A 21,352-nucleotide genomic window follows, 5' to 3' on the forward strand; every position below is an offset into this window, starting at 1 on the left:
GTTGTTACGTGATACTTATTAAATGCACCGCAGCATCGGCGCCGGGATGCGGCGGGTGCGCGTCAGGGTAAAGCCGACGTCCGGGTCTGCGTGCAAACGATTGCCGACGTCCGACGCTGGCCGCAGCCAACCTCGACGAATATGCGCAGCACCGCGACACGAACCCCCAACGCCACCCGCGCATCCGGCGACCGGATAGCGGAACCCGCCACAGCCGGGTTTCCGCTACGCGGCGCCTCGCGGAGCCGCCACGGCCCCGCTTCCATTACCTGCTCAAGCAGACGCGTTCCGATTCGCCTCGATCACCGTCAACGCCGCCATGTTCACGATCCGCCGCACCGTCGCACTCGACGTGAGAATGTTCACCGGCGCATTGACGCCCAGCAGGAACGGCCCCACCGCCACATTGCTCCCGGCCTCGGTCTTCAGCAGGTTGTACGCGATATTCCCCGCATCGACGTTCGGGCAAACCAGCAGGTTCGCCGCGCCCTTGAGCGGCGACATCGGCAGCAGCCTCGACCGCAAGCCCTCGTCGAGCGCGCAGTCGCCGTGCATCTCGCCGTCCGCCTCGATATCCGGCGCCTGCGCCCGGACGATCTCCAGCGCCCGGCGCATCTTCACGCCCGACGCCGCACTGCCCGACCCGAAGTTCGAGCGCGACAGCAACGCCGCTTTCGGCGTCAGGTTCAGCCATTCCATCTGACGCGCCGCGGCAATCGTGAATTCCGCGATCTGCTCCGCGTCGGGATTGTCGTTGACGTGCGTATCCACCAGCGCGACCGTGCGCTGGTCGAGCAACAGGATATTCATCGCCGCATAGGTCGACGCACCCGGCTTCTTGCCGATCACTTCGTCGACGAACCGCAGGTGGTTGTGATACTCGCCCACCGTCCCGCAGACCATCCCGTCCGCATCGCCGAGCCGCACCATCATCGCGCCGATCAGCGTCAGGCGGCGCCGCATCTCGACCCGCGCCATCTCCTTCGAGATGCCATCGCGGCACCGCAGCTCCCAATACGTCGTCCAGTATTGCGGGAACCGCTCGTCATACTCGGGGTTCGTCACCTCGACATCCTGGCCGAGCCGGATCCGCAGGCCGAATCGCTCGATGCGCGCCAGCAGCACCTCCGGGCGCCCGACCAGGATCGGCCGCGCCAGCTTCTCGTCGACGATCACCTGCACCGCGCGGAGCACGCGCTCGTCCTCGCCCTCGGTAAAGACGATCCGCGCCTTGCCGCCGTCGCGCACCAGCTGGCGCGCCGTCGCGAACAGCGGTTTCATGAACGCGCCCGAGTGGTAGACGAATTGCTGCAGTTGCTCGACGTACGCGTCGAGATCGGTCAGCGGGCGCTTCGCCACGCCGCCTTCCATCGCCGCCTTGGCCACGGCCGGCGCGATACGGACGATCAGGCGCGGGTCGAACGGCTTCGGAATCAGGTATTGCGCACCGAACGCCACGTCATACGCGCCATAGGCGGCCGCGACGACTTCGTTCTGCTCTTCCTCGGCCAGCCCCGCGATCGCGTGAACCGCGGCGATTTCCATTTCACGGGTGATCGTCGTCGCACCCACGTCCAGCGCGCCACGGAAGATGTACGGGAAGCACAGGACGTTGTTGACCTGGTTCGGGTAGTCCGAGCGGCCCGTCGCGATCACGACGTCGTCGCGCGTCGCATGCGCGAGTTCCGGGAAAATTTCCGGCGTGGGGTTGGCCAGCGCGAGAATCAGCGGGCGCGGCGCCATCGCCTTCAGCATCTCGGCGGTCAGGATCCCGCCGACCGACAGGCCCAGGAACACGTCCGCGCCGCCGATCACTTCGGCCAGCTTGCGCGCGTCGGTTTCCTGCGCAAAGCGCGACTTCGCCGGGTCCATCAGCGTGGTGCGGCCGCGGTAGACGACGCCCTCGATGTCGGTCACCCACACGTTTTCGACCGGCAGCCCGAGGTCGACCAGCAGGTCCAGGCAGGCCAGCGCTGCGGCCCCGGCGCCCGACGTCACGACCTTCACTTCCGAAATCGACTTCCCGACGACCTTCAACCCGTTGATGAACGCGGCGGAAACGGTGATGGCGGTGCCGTGCTGATCGTCGTGGAAAACGGGGATCTTCATGCGATCGCGCAGCTTCTGCTCGACCGTGAAGCACTCGGGTGCCTTGATGTCCTCGAGGTTGATGCCGCCGAAGGTCGGCTCGAGACCGGCGATGATGTCGACCAGCTTGTCCGGATCGGTTTCGTTGATCTCGATGTCGAAGACGTCGATCCCCGCGAACTTCTTGAACAGCACGGCCTTGCCTTCCATGACCGGCTTGGACGCGAGCGGGCCGATGTTGCCCAGACCCAGCACCGCGGTGCCGTTCGTGATCACGCCCACCAGGTTGCCGCGGCTCGTGAAACGGTGCGCCTGCAGCGGATCGGCGGCGATGGCTTCGCACACGCCCGCCACGCCCGGCGTGTAGGCCAGCGCGAGATCGCGCTGGGTCACGAGCGGCTTGCTGGCGACGACCGAGATCTTTCCCGGGGTCGGAAATTCGTGATAGTCGAACGCTGCCTGCTGCTGTGTCTCAGTCTGTTTCATGTTTTCGATCCGGGCACGGGCGCCAGGCCAGTCCCGGCGCGATCCATGAAGGGGATTCTAGGGATCCGCCATAAGGTGATGATTCTGTTTTAATATCGGCCCATCACTTTTTCATGATGAATACGTGACCAGTCAATGATTTTTGACGCGAACGACGTGGTCAGGCGGCTGGGCGCCCGCCTGAAGATGCGGCACCTGGTGCTGTTGCTGCAGATCCAGCAGCACGGGTCGCTGACGCGCGTCGCAGAGCACATGGCCAGCAGCCAGCCGGCCGTGACGAATGCGCTGTCCGAGCTGGAGAGCATGTTCGGCACGCCGCTGTTCGAACGCTCGTCGCGCGGCATGCGGCCCACCGCGCTCGGCGCGGTCGTGCTCGAGCGGGCGAAGGCGATGATCAAGGATCTCGACCACCTCGCCCGCGAGATGGAGGCCGTCGCCGCCGGACACGCGGCCCACCTGCACATCGGCGTGATTCCGTTCATTTCCGGCCAGATGCTGTCGGCCGCACTCAAGCGGCTGCAGGCGCGCATGGAGCGGCGCCTGACCGTGACGATTCACGAAGGCACCAGCGATCAGCTGCTGCTGCAGCTCAGGGATCACAGCGTCGACATCGTGATCGGGCGCGCGTCGTCGGCGATCGACCTGGGCCAGGTCTCGTTCGAGGTGCTGTACCAGCAGCAGCCGCGCATGATCGCGAGCCGGCGCCTTGCCGCGAAGCTGGCCCGCACCGCGCTCGACTGGCAGAAGCTGCACGCACTCGACTGGATTCTCGGCGCGCCGCATACGCCGATGCGCGAACAGGTGACCGACCTGTTCCTGTCGGCCGGCATCCCCCCGCCCGTTCCGATCGTCGAAAGTTACTCGTCGAAGCTGATCGGCGAGATGATCGCGTCGAGCGACGAGGCCGTATCGATCGTACCCGCCGATATCGCCGAAGAACTTGTGCGGATCGCCGGCGTGGCGATCGTGCCGTACTCGCTGGTCTGGACGCTCCCGCCCATCGCGCTGTTTACCCGCGCCGCCGATTCGCGCTCGCCCGCGCGGGATCTGCTCGTGGACGCACTGCGCGAGGTGTGCCGGGAGACTTACGGGGAAGCGCAGCGATAAGGGTTCACGCGCCGGCCTTGAGCGGCGCGCCGGGTCCGCCGAAAGCCGTCATGCGCTTCGACGGATACCGTGCCGCCCCGTAGCAGGCTACTGGCTGGCGGTGAGGCGACGCAGAATTTCCGCACGCTCGGCGGTCAGCACATGATCCGAGCCCTCGCCGCGGTCATATCGCTTGGTCGTCCGGTAGGAAAACCGCTTCCTGTACTGGCTGGTGGCGGGATCGAACACCCACGCATCGACGACGAACAGGTGCGCCTCGAAATGACTCTCGCCGTCGCCCCACACGTAATCGGCCCGAACGAACACCGGATAGGGCGACACGTCCGGCACCTTCCACATCGCGCGGTCGGCCAGCTCCGTCTGGGTGACTTTCGGCATCAGGTTCTCGATCTTGCCGTTCGCGCCATAACGCAATATCGCCACGCGCTCCAGCATCCCGCTGCCACCACCGAAGAACATCCCCGAGAAGAACACCCACGAGCCACCCGACGCAATCGGCAACCGTTCGGATCGCGGCTTCAGACCGAACTGGTACTGGTTTTCCGTCGAGCCATCGGGAAGCGGCGCGGGCGGCATTTCGAAGCACGGCGCGCGATCGGGGAGCACACAGAGTTTCACACCGGACAGCGGGAACCCCTCGTTGTCCAGCCGGCCCTCCGCCTGGCTAAAACGCGGGAATGCGAGTTCGCTGGATGCGGCTTGAGCCCCTGCGATGCCAACGACGGAAATGCTCAAGATCACGCAGAGCGGCTTGAAATACCTGCGCATGCACCGGCCCCTTCTCTCATGTTTTGTTAGCCGCGAATTGTCGATGATCCGGCCGCTTCTGTCGAATGAACGGTTGCGGCCGGCGACGCGTGCCGGCTAACCCACATCAGACGGTGGCCAGCACCAGACGCCCCGGCGACGCGCCGATATGCAGCCCGTCGGAACGATTCGCGAGATAACGCTGGTTCAACTCGTCCGGCGTCCACGTGCTGCTGTGGCTGAAGCCCAGCGCGGCCAGCCGCCCGGTCAACTCGGCGGGTTCGAAGAAGCTCTTCCACGGTTCGCCGCGCTCGGCGAAGCGCGCCATCATCTGCTCCATCGCGATGCGCATGATCGGCGGCAGGCTCGGCAGCGGGACCACGTATTCGAGCAGGACCGCGCTGCCGGTGGCACAGCCGGCGATGAAGCGCAGCGTCTCGATGACCGCGGCCTCGTCGAGATACATCGTCACGCCAAGCCAGCTGAACAGCGCCGGCGCATCGCTATCGAAGCCGGCGCGCGCCAGCCCTTCCGCGAGCCCGACGCGCTCGAAATCGACCGGCACGAACTGCAGCGACGGCGGCACCGCGATGCCCGCCTCGCGCAAGCGGGCCTGCTTCCACGCCCGCGTCGCCGGCAGGTCGACCTCGAACACGCGCCCCGGCGCATCGGGTCGCCGGTATGCGCTGGTATCGAGCCCCGCGCCGAGCACCACATACTGGCGGATGCCGCGCTCGACCGCATCGGCCCAGACGTCGTCGGCAAGCCGGCTGCGCACGACCACCGTGCTGCGCATGCCCACGGTCATCGGCTGGCGAAACTTGTCGAGGTTGTCGCGCAAGGCCTGCGCCTCGGTCGCGCCGAGCACGGTCAGCGCGACCGGATCGTCGAGCACCAGCGGCCGGTCGAGCAACTGGTGCGCGGCGCGCTGCGTGGCCACCATCAACGCGCTCGGCTTGGGTCCGGCATTCACCGGCGTCGTGTCGTGGCCGACGATATGCGCGCGGTTCAGATAGGCCAGCAACGCGTCGTCGAGGCCGATGCCCAGTTGCAGATCCGGTTCGCGCATCATCGCATCGCGCACGCGTGCTTCCAGCGCGGCGTCGTCGCCGCAGAAGCTGTCGAGAAACAGCTGCTGCCAGCGCTTGACGATGGCCTGCACCGGTGCGGCGCCGGCGTCGATGCCCGCGTCCATGTGCGCTCTCAGTTCGACCACCAGCGCCGGCCACGCGCGATCCTTCAGCGCGGCGAACTGGCGCCGCCGCACCTCGTCGGCCTGGGCCGGATCGAGGTGCTTCGCCAGCAGCGCGCAGCGCGCGTGCGCGAACGCTTCGTCGATCCACGCCAGCATCCCGGCCGTGATGCCGACGATTTGCGGCGCGCGCGGCTCGTCGAGCTGCATCTGCATCAGCTTGGTCGCGAGCGTCGGGTCGTTGCGGGTCATCCGGACCACGAGCCGGATCCAGCGCCAGGCGAGTGCCTGGGCGGCCTCGCTGTCAGGCGGCAGCGCCTGCTGCCACGCAACGCGGACTTCGTCGATCAGTCCGGTCCAGGATGGATCGGTCGGTGCGATCGTGTCCGGCCCGGATGCCAGCAACGCATCGAGTTCGTCGTCATCAAGGTGTTTTTGGATCATGTTCATCCGCTCCAGAGCGTTCAGCCAGTCGGTCGCCGTGGTCTCGTCGCCGGCGGCGATCTGGTCCACGATGTATCGCAGGTGACGACCGAGGCGCTGCGCGCGCGATGCCTGCGCGTCGAGTTCCGCGATCTGGCGCTGCAGAAGCTGAAGCGGTGAGCCGGCCAGTTGGCCGTCGAGGCTGGCCTTGATGTCGGGCAGCGAATACCCGAACCGTTTCAGCGCCTCGATCCGATGCAGCCGGATAAGGTCGTCCCGCCCATACAGGCGCGCGCCGCCGTCGGTGCGCTGCGACGGCGACAGCAGCCCGATTGCATCGTAGTGATGCAAGGCCCGGACGCTCAGCCCTGCCTTCTTCGCCAGATCGCCGATTTTCAGTCGCATGTTTTCCCAGTCGTCGGTGTCGACCATAAAAGCTGACGTAGCGTCAGGTGCAAGGGAAATCGAAAGGGGTCGTGTGGGCGTCGGATGCAACGTCCGGGAGAATTCACCGGGTTCAGTTGAAAGCTAGGCGGCCGGCTTCTCGTACAGTGCCCAGACGATCCCGTCCGATTTCAACCCGACGCGAACGAAGCCAAGCGACTCGTAGTAAGCGCAGAGCGTCACGTTTTCAACCGCGCAATCGAGTCGAACGAAACGCCGGTTCAGGCTGTTCACCTGGTGAGCGCACCAGTCGAGCATGAAGCTGCCGAGCCCTTGCCCATTGAAACCGCGCCGCACACAAAGGCCGTGCACGTATCCGGCGATCGGTTCCTGCGGCCCCCAGTGCGTGTCCTCGTCGAAGCCGAGCGAAAACGTTCCGGCCAACGTGCCGTCCAGTTCGACGACATACACGTCCTTGCGCGAGACGTTGTTGCGTACCCACGCCTCGGAAAATCCGTCGCCTTCCTTGCCCCACACGTGGTCGCCGTGCGTCAGCTTCTTCGCGTGTGCGTCATTCCGGATCTGCGTCAGCGCCGGTACGTCGTCTGCCGTCGCCCTGCGGATGCTTTTCAAGGTCATCGCCCGTTTCCCCATTGAGTCTTCACGTCGCGGCTCGAAAGCCGCCATCCCGCAAACGCGCACTCCCGACAGCAAGCACTCGCTCCGTCAGCCGAAGGCGCGACGCGCTGATGAAGCCAACGGCTGGAACCAGTGCGCCCACGCCGACAACGCTTTGCACACCATGCGCCAGCGTGATCTTCCTGAACGCTAACCAACGGACAAGTAAATGCCGGTGCCGGCATCAACGATGAACAAGAGCGCAATGAGGAGGCAGGCAACTCGCCAGGCACCGCGCAGGCGAGTCGCCCCGAAATACACTCCAACCACGCCGACACAAAGCGTCACAGGCCAGTATTCAATGCCCGCTCCAAGCACGACGAGATAAAAAGGCCAATCAATGGTGATTTCACTCATCCCGGAATGCCCGGTTGCGTGCGTGGCGCATGCGTTCGCTCATGGTTTGAATGGCATCGATCAGTCGCCGGAGGCTCACCCCTGCGCCTGATGACAAACCACCTCGATGTTGTGCCCATCCGGCCCGATGACAAACGCCGCGTAGTAGTTCGCGTGATAGTGCGGCCGCAGCCCCGGCGCGCCATGGTCCTTCCCGCCCGCCTCCAGCGCCGCGCGATGGAACGCGTCGACTTGCTGCCGGTTGTCGGCCACGAACGCGATGTGCAGATGCGCCGGTTTTTCCGTCGTCTGGAACAGGCACAACGAAGGCTTGCCCGGCGGAGAGATCTCGATGCCGTACGAAGGCTCGCCCTCCCCCTGCACCACGACGCCAAGCGGTTCAAGTGCGCTCAGGAAAAATGCCTTGCTGGCTGCATAGTCGCTCACGCCGAATTTGACATGGTCAAACATGACTCCCCCTCGGATGGATGGGTCTGCCGGCACCCGGATCGAATGTGCAAATCACCGCGATGTTGCCACACGTCGCCGTCGCCGGCACACCCGCTCGCGACCGAACAAAAAAAGCCCGACACAGTCGGGCCAACGAGCGAGATACAAGGAGACATCCCGCTCACCCCTCATCGAGCGGTCACACCGTGCTACCTGACTTCATGATGATCCTGGCGATCGCACACGGCGCTGCGACCGATCGTCGATCGACAGGCTTGCCTGGAAGGATTCGAAAAGAAACGACTACTGCGAAACCGGCGTGCCGGATGACCCGTCCGCCGGCATGGTCGGCAACGGAATGGCCGCGCTGTTCGACCCGCTGCCCGTTGCGCCTGCTGAATTCGTGGTGCCCGTTTGTCCGCGTCGGCCGCGGTGCGCGCCACGCGCGACCGGCGGCGCGCTCGCGGCAACCGGCCGTATCGGCGGATGCGCGATGTACTGGAAGTTGTCGTTGATCGCGCCATTGCCCGTGTCGTACGCGCGGTGCACGAATACGCTGCTGGTCACGGGCTCGCTGGCTTGCGCGAACGCCCGCGGCATCGCGGACACCAACGCGGCTGCCGCTGCCGCGCTCAACGCGGCGATCCGCACGAGCGAACCGGTATCGCGGACTGTCGGGCGTACTGTCACGCTACGTTTCCTCCAATGTGCATCCGGCCGGCGATCGTTCGGCCGCCGATGGCGCCCGCCCGAAAAATTGGCCCGCACCTGAGCGCGGGCCAAGCCGAGAACACAACAACACCTTGGGGGGGTATCAAGGCGGGACCAGTCTAGCCCGAGTCGCCGGAAAGAAAATTTCAGGCCGGATTACAGCTATTACTCCATATAACGAAGCCTCGGTCGGCGTCGTGTGCGGCCAGTGGCGATGCATCGTCCGTGAGCCCGTGTAACGACTCGGCGCCTCGAGTCGTTACACGGCGTCGCTTCAGGCGGGTGGCGTGGCGCCGTCGCGCATCAAGCTTCCACTTGCCTTGCAAACGCAGTCGACGTCAAAACCGGCAGCGGCGACCTTCATACAAGCCGTGGACACCGCGAACGCAGCAACGGGCCGGATCAACCCGCGCCGGACAGATGCAGCGTGAACCATTCCACCGCCGCCTGGCTGGTTGCGTCGAAGTGCTCGATATACGGCGTGAAATGTCCGCCCTTGATGACGAGCAGCCTCTTCGGCTCCAGCGCGCTTCCCCACGCGTTGAGGCACAGGTCGGTGGGCGTCAGCAGATCCTGGTCGGCCACGATCATCAGCAACGGGGTGGGCGAGATGCGGTCGACATACTGGCCCGGCTCGTTCTCGCGCGACATCTCGGCGCTGCGCAGCGTCACTTCGTTTTTCCAGTTCGGTGCAAACCGGGCCGCCGACTCGGTGAAGAACCGGTACGCGTCCGCACCGGCCATCGCACGCGCGGTCGCGGGATCGACACTGACGGCCGGCAACATCGCCGGCGCACCGCCCGCGAAACGCTGCCTGCGATCCTCATCGAAGCGAGCCAGCGTCGCCGGCACCAGATCGGAACGCGTGCGGCGCAACGCCGACCGATACCCGCTGATCGTCGGCACCTGCGACACCACGCATTTGACGCGCCGGTCGATTGCCGCGACTTCGAGCACGTGGCCGCCGCTGTAACTGGTGCCCCAGATGCCGATGCGGGCGGCGTCGACGTCCTGGCGGGTGAGCAGATAGCTGATCGCATCGCGATAGCCGCGCTTCTGTTGCACCGGGTCGATCTCCTGGCGCGGGTACCCGTCGCTCGCGCCGAAATTCCGGTGATCGTAGAGCAGCACGCCAAAGCCGCTGGCGGCAAACACCTCGGCGTAGCGGTCGAGATATTGTTCCTTCACACCGGAGAAGCCGTGCGCCATCACGATGGCCGGATACGTTGCGGTATCGGCGATGCGCTGCGCCGGCTCGTAGTACCAGCCTCGCAGCGTGGCGGCTTCGGACTGGAATTCGATGTCATGTCGCGTCATGTCGGCTTACCTCGTTCGGTCCGTGTTATCGATGACCGACACGATAAGCGTGCACGCCAAGCCCCGCGTTTGCTGGAAAGACGTTTGCTACGCGGAATCGGACAGTTTCGCGTAAGCGCTGGGCGTCATGCCGGCAAACCGGCGAAACACGGTCGAGAAGGCGCTCGTGGTTTCGTAGCCGAGTTCGGCTGCGACGGCGATCACGGAGCGGCCCGACGCCAGCAGCGGGCGCGCGGCCGAAATCCGGGCCTGCTGGCGCCAATGGCTGAACGACAACCCGGTTTCGGCGGTGAACAGCCGGGCCAGTGTCCGGCTCGATGCACCGACTTCATCGGCCCATTCCGTCAGCGTTCGCTGATCGGCCGGATTCACCAGAATCGCGTCGCAGACGCGGGCAAGGCGCCGGTCCTGGCCGGACGGCAGCCGCAACGGTTGCTCGGGCGACCACTCGATTTCGGCGAGCATGAGCTGGATCACGAGATCGTCGCGTCCGTCGGGATTGGTCTCGACCGGGAACGAAGACGCGCGCACGATCAACTCACGCAGCAGCGGCGACACGTTGACCAGGCTCGGCTGATCCGGGGTTGCCGATCGGTACGCTTGCGGGTCGACGTAGGCGGTGCGCATTTCGAGCTGCCCGCGGGCACGCATCGCATGCGGCAGGTCGGGCGGAATCCAGAGTGCGCGATGCGGCGGGATCATCCAGAGCGACTGGCAGGCGATGACTTCGGCGATGCCCGTCGTGGTGTAGACGAGTTGCGCGCGCGGGTGCCGGTGCTCTGCGACGACGAAGCCGTCGGGGAAGGCTTTCGGCATGACGGCGGCGATGCCGGGTGCATGCTGGTAGTCGCGCGGGTCGGTGCTCTTCGTGACGGGTGCGATGCCGGCGCGCTTCGGGGCTGCCGCCGCGTTTTGCTCGTTCGCTTTACCGTGGCCGCGCCCTTCGACCTTCATCGCTCGTCCTTTCGTTTGTGCGGAATCGCCAGGTCGTGCGATCCCGGTGAGTCGGACAGATGATACGGGAATGTCGGAATCCGGGAATCCCGGAATGAAGCCGCGAAGCGGTAACGAGATGTCGCTGCCGATTCGCTGTACCGCACACTCGATACGTCGCGTTGAACTTCCGGTCTCGCCGGTTTAAGCAGCATGCTGCGTGATCTTGGAAGTTCGATTCGGCGCTGCTATCGTGATGCACCTTTTGAAGATTTCGGAGCGGGAGATACATGCGGTTGATCTTGCGTCGCGCGATGGCGGCTGATGCCGCGGAGGTAGCCGAAGTCTATCTACGGTCGCGCAATACGCTGGCATCCTATGCGCCGCTCGCGCACGCCGAATCCGCCGTCCGCGATTGGGTGGCCAACATCCTTGTTCCGTCGGGCAACGTCACCGTTGCCGTAAACGATCACCGCATGGTCGGCATGGCTGCGCACGTCGTCACGGATGGCGTGGCATGGCTTGACCAGCTGTATGTGTGCCCCGAATTCAAGCGGCGAGGGATCGGTTCTTCCCTCCTGGAATCGGTGAAGTCGCAGACGGTCGGCAAGCTCCAGCTCTACACGTTCCAGATGAATCGCGATGCCGCTGCGTTTTACGAGCGGCACGGGTTCGTTGCGATTGCATACAGCGACGGAAGCAGGAACGAGGAAGGGTGTCCTGACGTCTTGTACTGCTTGACAAGGTAGCGCACGAAACGCCTGTATGTCGTGCGCAGACAAGCGCGTGTCCAAGGGTCCACCGGCATGGCCCCTGGAGCATGCTCATCAACGTAGCGGCCAACACCCCGCCACCGTCATGCCCGGCGCGTGCTCAGCGTGATTGCCCCGCGTCGGCGACGCGGGCAAGCCACTCCGAAAAACTCCCCGCGATCCGCTCGCGCCGCGCGTCATCATGCCAGACCCGAATCACTTGCCCGGAGGAACCGTCTTCCGCGGGATCGAGGTCAATACACAGATGATTGCCGCTACCGTCGTGCGTGAACGGAATCCACTTCAGGTTGTACCAGTCGTCCCCGATGCCTGGATCCGGTTCCGATTCCACACCGTCGAAAGCGCCTCCGTCGACGAGACCTTTCCAGATTCGCCATTGCGCGAGGATCTCGTGCGCGCTCAGCAGCGCATCGCTTCCGGAAAACTCATCCCCCGCATCGGCCTGGCCATCGTGAATGCGCAGGCTGTCGACGAACGCGTCAGGCAGTCGCGTTCCCAGCGCGGTCTGCAAGGCGGCGATCTCGTCGTCGGACGCCGGCCCGTTGAGGCCACCCGGCAGACGTGACGCATCGGCGGCGAAGGCTGCTTCGAGCCGTTGCCATGTTTCGCGAAGATCGCTGCCGCGTGCGGCGTCGATATCGCGGGTCGTCGTGCGGGCGTCGACCACCGGCAAAGGTTGTGACGTTGCCTCGACGGATGTCGCCGCCACGGGGCGCGGCGGCTCACTGGAGAGGTCGCGGTCGAGACGCAGGAACAGCACGGACGAACCTGCTGCCATGGGACATTCCGCAGCGGGGATCGCGACGAGCACATCGGCACGAACGACGCCGCCGATCAGCCCGTCGCCTTCGGACGGCAACAGGCGGACGACCAGGTTTTCGTCGACGCCGCGATGCAGATTGCCCCATCGCATCGCGTTCAGTCGAGCATCGCGCTCGACGCCGTGGTCGACGATGCCGGACTCCCAATGAGGCCCCGGCGTTGCAGCATGCTCGAGCAAATCGAGCACGCGCGGCATGATCGCGTGCATCAGCATCGCCACTGCGCTCGTGTGGCCCGGCAGGTTGATCAGCGTGGCCTGATCGTAGCTGGTGAGGACCGTCATCCCGCTTTGCGTACCGTCCGGGCGCGTGAACGGCAGCGTGGTTTTCTTCGGCGGCGAGCGATTGTCGCTGCGTCCGAAGTTGAAGCAATCGACCGGCGTTTGCTGGATGTCGACAGTCGTTTCGTCGTAGGAGTACACCAACTGCATATTCAGCCCCAGATTCCGAAATGGCGGCACGGCAGGCAGCCCAGCACCGACGATCAGGTCGTAACGCTGCGCAAGCTCGGCCAGCTTCTTCTTGAATGCATATTCGTTCTGTTGCACCTCGAGCGGCGGCCGTGTCATGTCTGGCGGCTCGATGTACTCGACCGAACCCACCTCGTATCCCCAGCGCTGCAGTACCGCACGGATGTAGGGGCCGCTCGTGTCGGGCCGCTGCCAGCCCTCGCGAGCAGTGCGGGGCGCGCACGGCTCATACCCGACGATCACCACGCCGATGCGCGGCCGTTTCGTCACCTCGATGTCGCGTACGCCTGCGGCCGTCAGCGCGATCTGCCGTTCGGCCGTTATCCGGCTGCCCTTGGGCAGGAGCAGGCTGCCTTGCCGACATTCGCTGCCCGATGCGATCACATGTTGGCCGGCGGAGAGCGGCGCGTGCAGCAGCAGAAAAGATCGAGCGCCACGGTACGAAACCTCGAGGTCGCTTGTCGGGACGACGGTGTCGGCATTTTCCGGCAGCGGGAAATACGGTGGAACATCGACTGCACACTGCGCGCCGATTGCGCGAGCCGCCGGACTGGCGGCCGGCGAGGCCAGCGCGCGTCGGCTGAACTGGAATTCGAGCTCGACCGGTGCGCCACGCGCCGCATGCGCGGTATCGGATGCGCGCAACGCATAGCCTTCGACCGCTGCAAGCGGAACGGGTGGAACATTCTCGAGGGCGAAAACGTCCGCCGCCGTCACGCGCGTCAGCGCATCCTCGACCGCGATCGTCTCGGATTGCATCGCGCCCGGCACGACCCGTCGACAGAGTGCGTAGGGCTGGTTGAACCAGAAGGGGAATTTCTCGTGATCGCTCATGGTGCTTGGTGTTTTCTTGCCGCGGTTCGAAGCTGCCTGCGAACCGCGGCACTGGTACGGTTTTCGTCGGCTATGGCTCAACGTTTTGCCGCAGGCTGCTGAGAACCGACATCGACGTAGAAATTCTCCTTGTCGAGCACGCGCTGGTTCAAATAGAAATTGCCGAGGAAAGCGCCCGCGCGTCGATTATCGCTGGCATCGATACGCTTGACCGAAACTTCCGGATCCGTTGATGCGCCTTCCTCTGTCGAGGCAAACGGATACTCGTCGCAATCGCAATCGCTCGGCGTTTCGTCCGGGTCGCCGGTAAACGTGCACTGGCCAGTGACCGAACCGTATTTCGTGACGCATTGCTTTTTGGACGTATCCCGATTGGCCCGCCGGAGTGTTGCGTCGCGCGTGCGTTTCAGCGGCCTGGACTCAAAGGTATCCGGAAAGATCGTGCCATCGCCCATCGGTACGAACTTGCCGGGACGTCCGGCAGCTTGCGCCTCGCGTATATGGATCGCGGATTCGTCGACGTCGGGATTCGTGGCGACGATGGTACGCAGGACGGCCGGTGCGTCCGCGTAGATGCATCCTTGCGAGTTGCTCTTGACGAGCGCGACGTCGCATCGAATGTCGGGAATATAGCCGACGCCCGCGTAGGGATTCATGCTTGCGCCGTTCTCGAACGAGTCTCCCGATTTGGCCACCCGGTACTCGAGCGTCGGACTGAACCTGAGCGGATTGCCGGATCCCATGTTGGGCGTGATCATCACCGATAGCTCGTTGGACAGCCCGCCAAGGGCAAGCGGCACGCCGGCATTGGGCGCAACCGTGCAATCAGCGCCGCATTCGACGATCGGCTTGATCATCAGGCCGGGCGGATTGCCGGACAGGACGCGCGTGCGGAAGCGGAACGTCACCGGCCATGCGAGCTGGTTCGACGGATTGTCGGAATACGCATAGGCGTCAATCGCCACCCGGCCGATTTCAGTGTTCTGGCCGTCTATCGCGACATAGACGAGCGGTTCGGTTTTCTGGCAGTAACTGGTCCGGCTCAACAGCGCATCCTTGCTCGTTTCGGTCCGGACGGTCGTGCAGACGGGCGAAACGTCCGTGGCGCTTTCCGCGTGGGCAGGTATCGCCATTGCCAGCACGATCGCACCGGCAAACAGCCGGCCAAACAGCATTCGATGCATCACATCCCCTCCTGAAAATTCATCAATCGAAATGATTTATTTTGTCGCGGCTCAATTTGAATCTCGATTCGATTGAAATCAAACTGTTATGTTTGTCAGGAAGATGTAAATGATATTAACAAGACCTTATCGATATCGTTTCTTTTTTATAAACAATCCAATCCAGTTCAACGGCTATCGAATCCTCTGTCGCTCAACGCAGTTCGCCACGAGGCTGGGCATGGATGGCGTCGTAAATCATTTCGTGAGACACGTGCAGGCTCGGATCGCCAGCGAACACGCGGGCAATACATACCGTTCGATCGGGTATTGCGAGCCCGCTCCCGACTGACCGTCACCAGCGCACGGTGATTCCAGATCAATCGACTCCGGTTTCCCGAGTGGTCAAATCACTTCGAAACGATCGCATCGACAATTTCATCTGAAGCGGCCAATTTAAAAACGCATCCAGATATATTTCATTTTCCTTGCAATGACTGGCGAATGATGTAGGCTTGCTGGCGCTGTCATTAACTTCTTGCAAACCCTCTTCGTGGTGCATTCAACAATGCGCAATTTATTAGTTCGTTCTGCCTCGAATTCGATTCAATACGCCATTGGAATCCTGCTGATTGCAGCCAGCCTTGCGGAAATCGCTCAGGCGGCGCCAATCGAGGCGTCGTTGCAACGCTCGATCGGGCAGGCGCTTGAATCCCGATCGGGTGGGACGTTGACGCTGCCGGCCCGGTCGGACGACAGCCTGGTCGAGGCAATCAAAACCGACGACGTTTCCGGATGGGTATTTGGCACTGCGACGCAAATCCTGCGCAAAGACGAATCCGCCGATCCCGTCACGAAGCTGTTCATCGCGCGCAACGTGAATGGCCGATGGATCTCGGGTGTGGAGGGCAGCAGCACGTTTGGAGAATTGCTCGATGCGGCGCCACCCACGCTGCTCGCGGCCGACGAGCGAAAAAATCTCGCGTCAAGGCGCGCATCGCTTGCACCACGTGCGGCGGCATTGCCGCAACCGGGCCTTGCGTTGCCGTGGGAACCGAATGCCGGGTGGTATTGGACGGGCGGTGCACACGGCTGGTCCGGACAAAGCAGGCCGTATAACTCCCTCGATTTCTCGGGTGGCAACGGCCGCGTGCTGGCGGCGCGAGACGGCTATCTTTACAAGAGCTGCGAGCGCGACGGCAGCGCCATCGTGAAGGTGGTTCACGACAATGGCTATGCGACGACTTATTACCACATGGTCCAGCTGACGTCGCTGGACAGCGGTACGCGTGTCCGTCAGGGGGACTATCTCGGCAGCGTCGGAAACGGCCTGCCGTGCGGCGGACAGACGACGGGGCCGCATGTGCACTTTTCTTTGAGCAAGGATGGCAATGACGTGTCCGTCAATGGCATGACGATCGGCGGCTGGCAATTCTTCGAGGGCACTTCGCCGTATTCCGGATACGCCGTTCGCAATCAGCGACGCGTCTCCCCGCAGGCATGGCTGGTCAACTACGGGAGCGCGGATTCCGGCGATCCGTCCACGCCCGTCAGCGCACGAGTACAGGCACCGGGTCCGGCGAATCTGCGCAGCGCGCCTTCATTGTCGGCGCCGATCGTCGGTTCGCTCGAAAATGGGCGCACCGTGCAGCTCGCTTGCCACAAGTACGGCGACACCGTGAATGGCAACTGGGGCGCCACACGGCTTTGGTATCGACTCGACTCGAATCAATGGATCTCCGACGGCTTTGTCTACACGGGCAGCAACGACCCGGTGGTGCCGGAATGCGTGAATTAGCGCGGGCGCACCGGCGCACGCCGGGCCGCCGCCCCGCGACAGGAAAAGCGACGCCCCATCGTTACGCGATGCGCAGGAACATCCCCGCTTTCTCGGGCAACCGCGACGGTTGAAAACCGTAGCGCTCGTAGAACTTCGGCGTCCCGTGATCCGCCATCAGGCTGACATAGGCGGTCGGCGGCGCATGCGCGTGAACGTAGCCCATGAGTGCACGCATGATCAGGTCGCCCACGCCTTTCTTCTGGTGGGCGGGCAACACCGCGATATCGACGATCTCGAAGAAACAGCCGCCGTCTCCGATTACCCGGCCAATTCCGACCGGATCGCTGTCGCAGTAAGCGACGACGCTGAAAAGGCCATTCTTCAACCCGATCGTCGCGGCCTGCTCCGACTTCCTGCTCAACCCTGCGGCTAGACGAATCTCGATGTATGCGGATACCGACGGGACTTCCTGTCGAACGACGTATGCCATGCGAACCCTTCAGGTTAGCCGTACAGGCAGATGGATCGGCCTCGCAGCGCATGAGTCCGTCGAACCGGGAGCCGGAACGCGCGTATCAGACAAGACCATGACCATCCATTCGGCGAGGCAGCAGACCGCAGGCACGCACACCCACCGCCCACCGCCCTCTGCCTCGCCAAATCCACCAAGTACCTTAAAGAATCCGATTCAGCGCGTCGGCAAACCGTGCAATCGCACCATCGACATCATGCAGCTTGTCGAGGCCGAACAACCCGAGACGGAAGGTCTTGAAATCCTCCCCCTCGTCACATTGCAACGGAACGCCAGCCGCGATCTGCAAACCCACGTCGGCAAACTTCTTCCCGGTTCGAATCCCGTCGTCGTCCGTATAGCTGACCACGACACCCGGCGCCTCGAACCCTTCCGCCGCCACGCTCCTGAACCCCTTCTCCGCCAGCAGCGCACGAATCCGCTGGCCCAGCTCGAGCTGCTCCGCCTTCACCTTGTCGAAACCATACGCCTCGGTTTCCTTCATCACGTCGCGCAGCGTCGTGAGGCTGTCCGTGGGCATCGTCGCGTGGTACGCGAACCCGCCGCCTTCATACGCTTCCATGATCTGCAGCCACTTGCGCAGATCGCACGCGAAGCTGGTGCTGGTCGTGCCATCGATGCGTTCGCGGGCAAGCGCGCTGAGCATCACCATCGCGCAGCACGGCGACGCGCTCCAGCCCTTCTGCGGCGCGCTGATCAGGATATCGACGCCGCTGGCCTGCATGTCGACCCACACCGTGCCGGACGCGATGCAATCCAGCACGAACATGCCGCCGACCGCATGCACGGCGTCCGACACCGCGCGCAGATACCCATCGGGCAGCATCATCCCGGACGCGGTTTCGACGTGCGGCGCAAACACCAGATCCGGCTTGTGTTCCTTGATCGCGGCGACCACTTCGTCGATCGGGGCCGGCGCATACGCGGCCTGCCGTCCCGCTTCGACCGGGCGCGCCTTCAGCACCGTCGTTTCGGACGGGATGCTGCCCATGTCGAAGATCTGCGACCAGCGGAAGCTGAACCAGCCGTTGCGGATAACCAGACACTTCTTGTTCGTTGCGAACTGCCGCGCGACGGCTTCCATGCCGAACGTCCCGCTGCCGGGGACGATCACGACGGACTTCGCGTTGTAGACTTTTTTCAGCGTGCCGGAGATGTCGCGCATGACGCCCTGAAAGCGCTGCGACATATGGTTGACCGAGCGATCGGTGTACACCACCGAATATTCGAGGAGCCCCTCGCGGTCAACATCGGGAAGTAATCCTGGCATGCTCGCCTCCGGTGAAAGATGAACGATGGAATCTGGGCGAGCAGTGTCCGTGATGCGATACCGCCCTGCACCCATGCAATTGCGTTATTTTCTCGACGAAAGCAGATTCTAACGAACGCCGCGCGCCGCTTGGGGCATATTTTGTCGGCTTTCCGGCCCATGCCCGACGTGGCGCGGCCGCGAGCCGAAGCGCCGCGCCGCCACGAGGCCGCCGTGGCTCCCGGCCGAATCGCCCGCCCCGTGGCCGTCGACGCTGACCTGTGCAGCGCACGAAGCCCACGAAGCCCTGTTCCATGTATGGATAAATGGCACTTCCGCCGCGTGCCGCCTACCATGTCGGCTCCCCCCTCACGACAGAGTCTTCGATGATCCCCAACCGAGCATCATCACAGCAGCCGTCGGCCGATCCCGCGCTCGCCGAGCGCGTCGATGCGGTACTGTCCCGTCAACTCGAAACGCAACGCCTCGTCGGTGTGGTCGTCCTGATCGCACGCGACGGCGAGCTCGTCTATCGCCGCGCGGCCGGGTTCGCCGACCGCGAAGCGCGCACGCCGATGCAAGAGGACACGCTGTTCAGGCTCGCGTCGGTGACGAAGCCGATCGTCGCGGCAGCCGCCATGGCGCTCGTTGCACAGCACAAGCTGTCGCTCGACGACGACGTCACGCGCTGGCTGCCCGAGTTCCGCCCGGCGCTGCGTGACGGCAGCGTGCCGGTGATCAAGGTGCGCCACCTGCTCACGCATACCGCCGGCCTCGGCTATCGCTACGCGGAAGCCGACGCGACTGGCGCGTATGCGCGCGCGGGCGTCTCCGACGGGCTCGATGGCGCATCGATCACGCTCGCCGAAAACATGCGCAGGATCGCGAGCGTGCCGTTGCAGTACGCACCCGGTACCGGCTGGAACTATTCGCTCGCCATCGACGTGGTCGGCGCGGTGATCGAGGCCGTCAGCGGGCTGCCGCTTGCCGATGCAGTCGATGCGCTGGTGCTTCGCCCGCTCGGTACTCGCGACACGGGATTCGTCGCACGCGACGCCGCGCGGCTCGCGACGCCTTACGTCAACGACACGCCGCAGCCGCACCGGCTCGCCGAGAACGAAGCCGTACCCATCTACGACGGATCCGTCGGCGTGACGTACTCGCCGTCGCGCGCACTCAACGCGGATGCATTCGCATCGGGCGGCGCCGGGATGGTCGGCACCGCCGGCGACGTGCTGAACGTACTGGACACGCTGCGGGCGGGCGGTGGCGCCATTCTGCCGGCCGAGCTGGTCGACGAGATGGGTCGTGTCCACACCGGCGACCTCGAGTTGTACGATCTGCCCGGCGCGGGGTACGGAATCGGGTTTTCCGTGTTGCGCGACCCGCGCGCGGCGCTGTCGCCGGAATCGCCGGGCACGTGGCGCTGGGGCGGCGTCTACGGTCATTCGTGGTTCGTCGACCGCGCACGCGGGCTCACCGTCGTATCGCTGTCGAACACGCTTTACGAAGGGATGAACGGCCCGTACACGCTCGATCTGCGCGACGCGGTCTACGGCGTCGGCTGACACGCGCAATGGCTCGCGCAACAAAAAAGGCCCGACACGGTCGGGCCAATGAGTTGTGACACAAGGAGAATCCCGCCCACCACACCGGGCGGTTTACGCCGCGCTACACGACGTTCTTTTCGACGATCGGCCGGTTTTCCAGCACGCGCGCCCAGCCGAGCGTCGACAGGTCGAGCGTGTCGTAACGCCCGCCCAGAATGAGTTCACTGACCCCGCGCCCCGTCGCCGGCCCTTGCTGCAGCCCGTGGCCGCTATAGCCGTTCGCGAACACGACGTTGTCGAGCGCCGGGTGATACCCGATGATCGCGTTGTGGTCGAACACGTTGTACTCGTAGTACCCCGACCAGCAGTTCTCCACGCGCAGCGCCTCGAATTCCGGCACGCGATTCGCAAGCGTCGGCCAGATCACCTCGTCGAACAGGTCGTGGTCGACTTCGTCGAGCGGCAGGTCGTCCGGGTCGCGATCCGGGCTCGGCGACGTCCCGCAGATATACGTGCGCCCTTCCGGCCGGAAGTACACGCCGGTCGGGTCGATCAGCAGCGGGCAATCCGTGAGCTTGGCCGGCGACGACACGTTGAAGATGCTGCGGCGCCGCGCATACACGGGGATATCGATGCCCATCATCGACGACAGCGTGCGCGTCCACGCACCGGCCGCGTTCACGAGCGTGTCGCACGCATAGCGTTCGCCATCGGCCGTGACCACGTGCGTCACCTTGCGGCCGTCGCGCACCACCTCCTTCACATCGGACGGCACATAACGCGCACCGAGCGCCTGCGCCTTCTTGCGCAGCGCCTGCACGAGCCCGTAGCCGTCAAACCAGCCTTCGCCGCTCACGCCATACGCGCCCGACACGAGATCGTCGACGTTCAGCCACGGAAACTTCGCGCGCAGCGCATCGCAGTCCATCAGCCGGATATCCGCGCCGAGGCTCGTCTGCAGCGCGTGGTTCTCGCGCAGCGTCGCATCGCCGGCCGGCGTCGCGAGGAACAGGTAGCCGCCTTCGTGCAGGTCGATCGACGGCTGGTGGCCGTCCACCTCGAGCCGTTCGCCGATCGTGCGCAGGAAGTCGATGCCGAACAGCGACATCTCGATCGACAGCGGCGTCGAGAACTGCTGGCGAATCGATGCGGCCGACAGCGCCGACGACGATCGCGCATAGGTGGGGTCGCGCTCGATGACGGTCACGGAGACCGTGGGATCGGTGGCACGCAGGAAATACGCGATCGAGCTGCCGATCACACCACCGCCGACGATGACGACTTGAGAACTCACGACTGACTCCAGTTGCACATAAAGGGCGCGGCCA

Annotated in this window: 18 protein-coding genes; 4 read left to right on the forward strand and 14 right to left on the reverse strand. The window is 64.3% G+C overall.

The genetic code is table 11. The features are described 5' to 3' along the window. Positions 1-273 precede the first annotated feature (273 nt). Complete coding sequence (locus tag BDI24065_RS33035) at positions 274-2,574, reverse strand: NADP-dependent malic enzyme (protein WP_175034741.1); 2,301 nt, start codon at positions 2,572-2,574, stop codon at positions 274-276. Positions 2,575-2,709: 135 nt separating this feature from the next. Between BDI24065_RS33035 and BDI24065_RS33040 the strand changes: the two genes are divergently transcribed. Beyond that, a complete protein-coding gene (locus BDI24065_RS33040) occupies positions 2,710-3,681 on the forward strand; it encodes a LysR substrate-binding domain-containing protein (RefSeq protein WP_175034742.1) in 972 nt (323 codons plus the stop codon). A gap of 87 nt (positions 3,682-3,768) precedes the next feature. Here BDI24065_RS33040 and BDI24065_RS33045 read toward each other — a convergent pair whose 3' ends face one another. The 8 genes from BDI24065_RS33045 to BDI24065_RS33080 all read right to left on the reverse strand — a co-directional run bounded on the left by BDI24065_RS33045 (position 3,769) and on the right by BDI24065_RS33080 (position 10,873). Further along, positions 3,769-4,449, reverse strand: a complete 681-nt coding sequence (locus tag BDI24065_RS33045; RefSeq protein ID WP_175034743.1) for a hypothetical protein — start codon at positions 4,447-4,449, stop codon at positions 3,769-3,771. Positions 4,450-4,555: 106 nt separating this feature from the next. Then, a complete protein-coding gene (locus BDI24065_RS33050) occupies positions 4,556-6,448 on the reverse strand; it encodes an SAM-dependent methyltransferase (protein ID WP_175034744.1) in 1,893 nt (630 codons plus the stop codon). A gap of 123 nt (positions 6,449-6,571) precedes the next feature. Further along, positions 6,572-7,066 (reverse strand): GNAT family N-acetyltransferase, encoded by a 495-nt coding sequence (locus BDI24065_RS33055; RefSeq protein WP_175034745.1) that lies wholly within the window; start codon positions 7,064-7,066, stop codon positions 6,572-6,574. Positions 7,067-7,255: 189 nt separating this feature from the next. After that, positions 7,256-7,462, reverse strand: a complete 207-nt coding sequence (locus tag BDI24065_RS33060; protein ID WP_175034746.1) for a hypothetical protein — start codon at positions 7,460-7,462, stop codon at positions 7,256-7,258. Positions 7,463-7,537: 75 nt separating this feature from the next. Then, a complete protein-coding gene (locus tag BDI24065_RS33065; protein ID WP_175034747.1) occupies positions 7,538-7,912 on the reverse strand; it encodes a VOC family protein in 375 nt (124 codons plus the stop codon). 282 nt (positions 7,913-8,194) lie between these two features. After that, positions 8,195-8,581: a hypothetical protein gene (locus tag BDI24065_RS33070; RefSeq protein ID WP_175034748.1), complete on the reverse strand. Its 387-nt coding sequence runs from the start codon at positions 8,579-8,581 to the stop codon at positions 8,195-8,197. Between the two features lie 423 nt (positions 8,582-9,004). Then, positions 9,005-9,919, reverse strand: coding sequence for an alpha/beta hydrolase (locus BDI24065_RS33075; protein WP_175034749.1), 915 nt, complete (start codon positions 9,917-9,919; stop codon positions 9,005-9,007). A gap of 87 nt (positions 9,920-10,006) precedes the next feature. Beyond that, the gene (locus BDI24065_RS33080) at positions 10,007-10,873 is read right to left on the reverse strand and encodes an AraC family transcriptional regulator (RefSeq protein ID WP_175034750.1); all 867 of its coding nucleotides are present in this window, start codon (positions 10,871-10,873) and stop codon (positions 10,007-10,009) included. Between the two features lie 269 nt (positions 10,874-11,142). Here BDI24065_RS33080 and BDI24065_RS33085 point away from each other — a divergent pair, with 269 nt between their 5' ends. Beyond that, positions 11,143-11,601 carry a GNAT family N-acetyltransferase gene (locus tag BDI24065_RS33085; protein ID WP_175034751.1) on the forward strand — a complete coding sequence of 153 codons (459 nt, stop codon included), beginning with the start codon at positions 11,143-11,145 and terminating at the stop codon, positions 11,599-11,601. Positions 11,602-11,725: 124 nt separating this feature from the next. Here BDI24065_RS33085 and BDI24065_RS33090 read toward each other — a convergent pair whose 3' ends face one another. After that, the gene (locus tag BDI24065_RS33090; protein WP_175034752.1) at positions 11,726-13,750 is read right to left on the reverse strand and encodes an SMI1/KNR4 family protein; all 2,025 of its coding nucleotides are present in this window, start codon (positions 13,748-13,750) and stop codon (positions 11,726-11,728) included. Between the two features lie 77 nt (positions 13,751-13,827). Beyond that, on the reverse strand, positions 13,828-14,934 hold the full coding sequence (locus BDI24065_RS33095) for a NucA/NucB deoxyribonuclease domain-containing protein (RefSeq protein WP_254609906.1): 1,107 nt from the start codon (positions 14,932-14,934) through the stop codon (positions 13,828-13,830). A 547-nt stretch (positions 14,935-15,481) separates the two neighbouring features. Here BDI24065_RS33095 and BDI24065_RS33100 point away from each other — a divergent pair. After that, the gene (locus tag BDI24065_RS33100) at positions 15,482-16,711 is read left to right on the forward strand and encodes a peptidoglycan DD-metalloendopeptidase family protein (protein ID WP_175034785.1); all 1,230 of its coding nucleotides are present in this window, start codon (positions 15,482-15,484) and stop codon (positions 16,709-16,711) included. Positions 16,712-16,772: 61 nt separating this feature from the next. Here BDI24065_RS33100 and BDI24065_RS33105 read toward each other — a convergent pair whose 3' ends face one another. Together BDI24065_RS33105 and BDI24065_RS33110 are read right to left on the reverse strand one after the other, a co-directional pair. Continuing rightward, positions 16,773-17,183 carry a GNAT family N-acetyltransferase gene (locus BDI24065_RS33105; RefSeq protein ID WP_175034753.1) on the reverse strand — a complete coding sequence of 137 codons (411 nt, stop codon included), beginning with the start codon at positions 17,181-17,183 and terminating at the stop codon, positions 16,773-16,775. Between the two features lie 184 nt (positions 17,184-17,367). Continuing rightward, a complete protein-coding gene (locus tag BDI24065_RS33110) occupies positions 17,368-18,495 on the reverse strand; it encodes an aminotransferase class V-fold PLP-dependent enzyme (RefSeq protein WP_175034754.1) in 1,128 nt (375 codons plus the stop codon). Positions 18,496-18,860: 365 nt separating this feature from the next. Here BDI24065_RS33110 and BDI24065_RS33115 point away from each other — a divergent pair, with 365 nt between their 5' ends. Beyond that, positions 18,861-20,042 carry a serine hydrolase domain-containing protein gene (locus tag BDI24065_RS33115; protein ID WP_175034755.1) on the forward strand — a complete coding sequence of 394 codons (1,182 nt, stop codon included), beginning with the start codon at positions 18,861-18,863 and terminating at the stop codon, positions 20,040-20,042. Between the two features lie 103 nt (positions 20,043-20,145). On the opposite strand, the gene BDI24065_RS33120 is transcribed toward BDI24065_RS33115, so the two are convergent. Then, positions 20,146-21,318, reverse strand: coding sequence for an NAD(P)/FAD-dependent oxidoreductase (locus tag BDI24065_RS33120; RefSeq protein WP_175034756.1), 1,173 nt, complete (start codon positions 21,316-21,318; stop codon positions 20,146-20,148). Between the last annotated feature and the right edge of the window lie 34 nt (positions 21,319-21,352).

The sequence above is a fragment of the Burkholderia lata genome (genome assembly GCF_902499025.1).
Lineage (GTDB): Bacteria > Pseudomonadota > Gammaproteobacteria > Burkholderiales > Burkholderiaceae > Burkholderia > Burkholderia lata_C.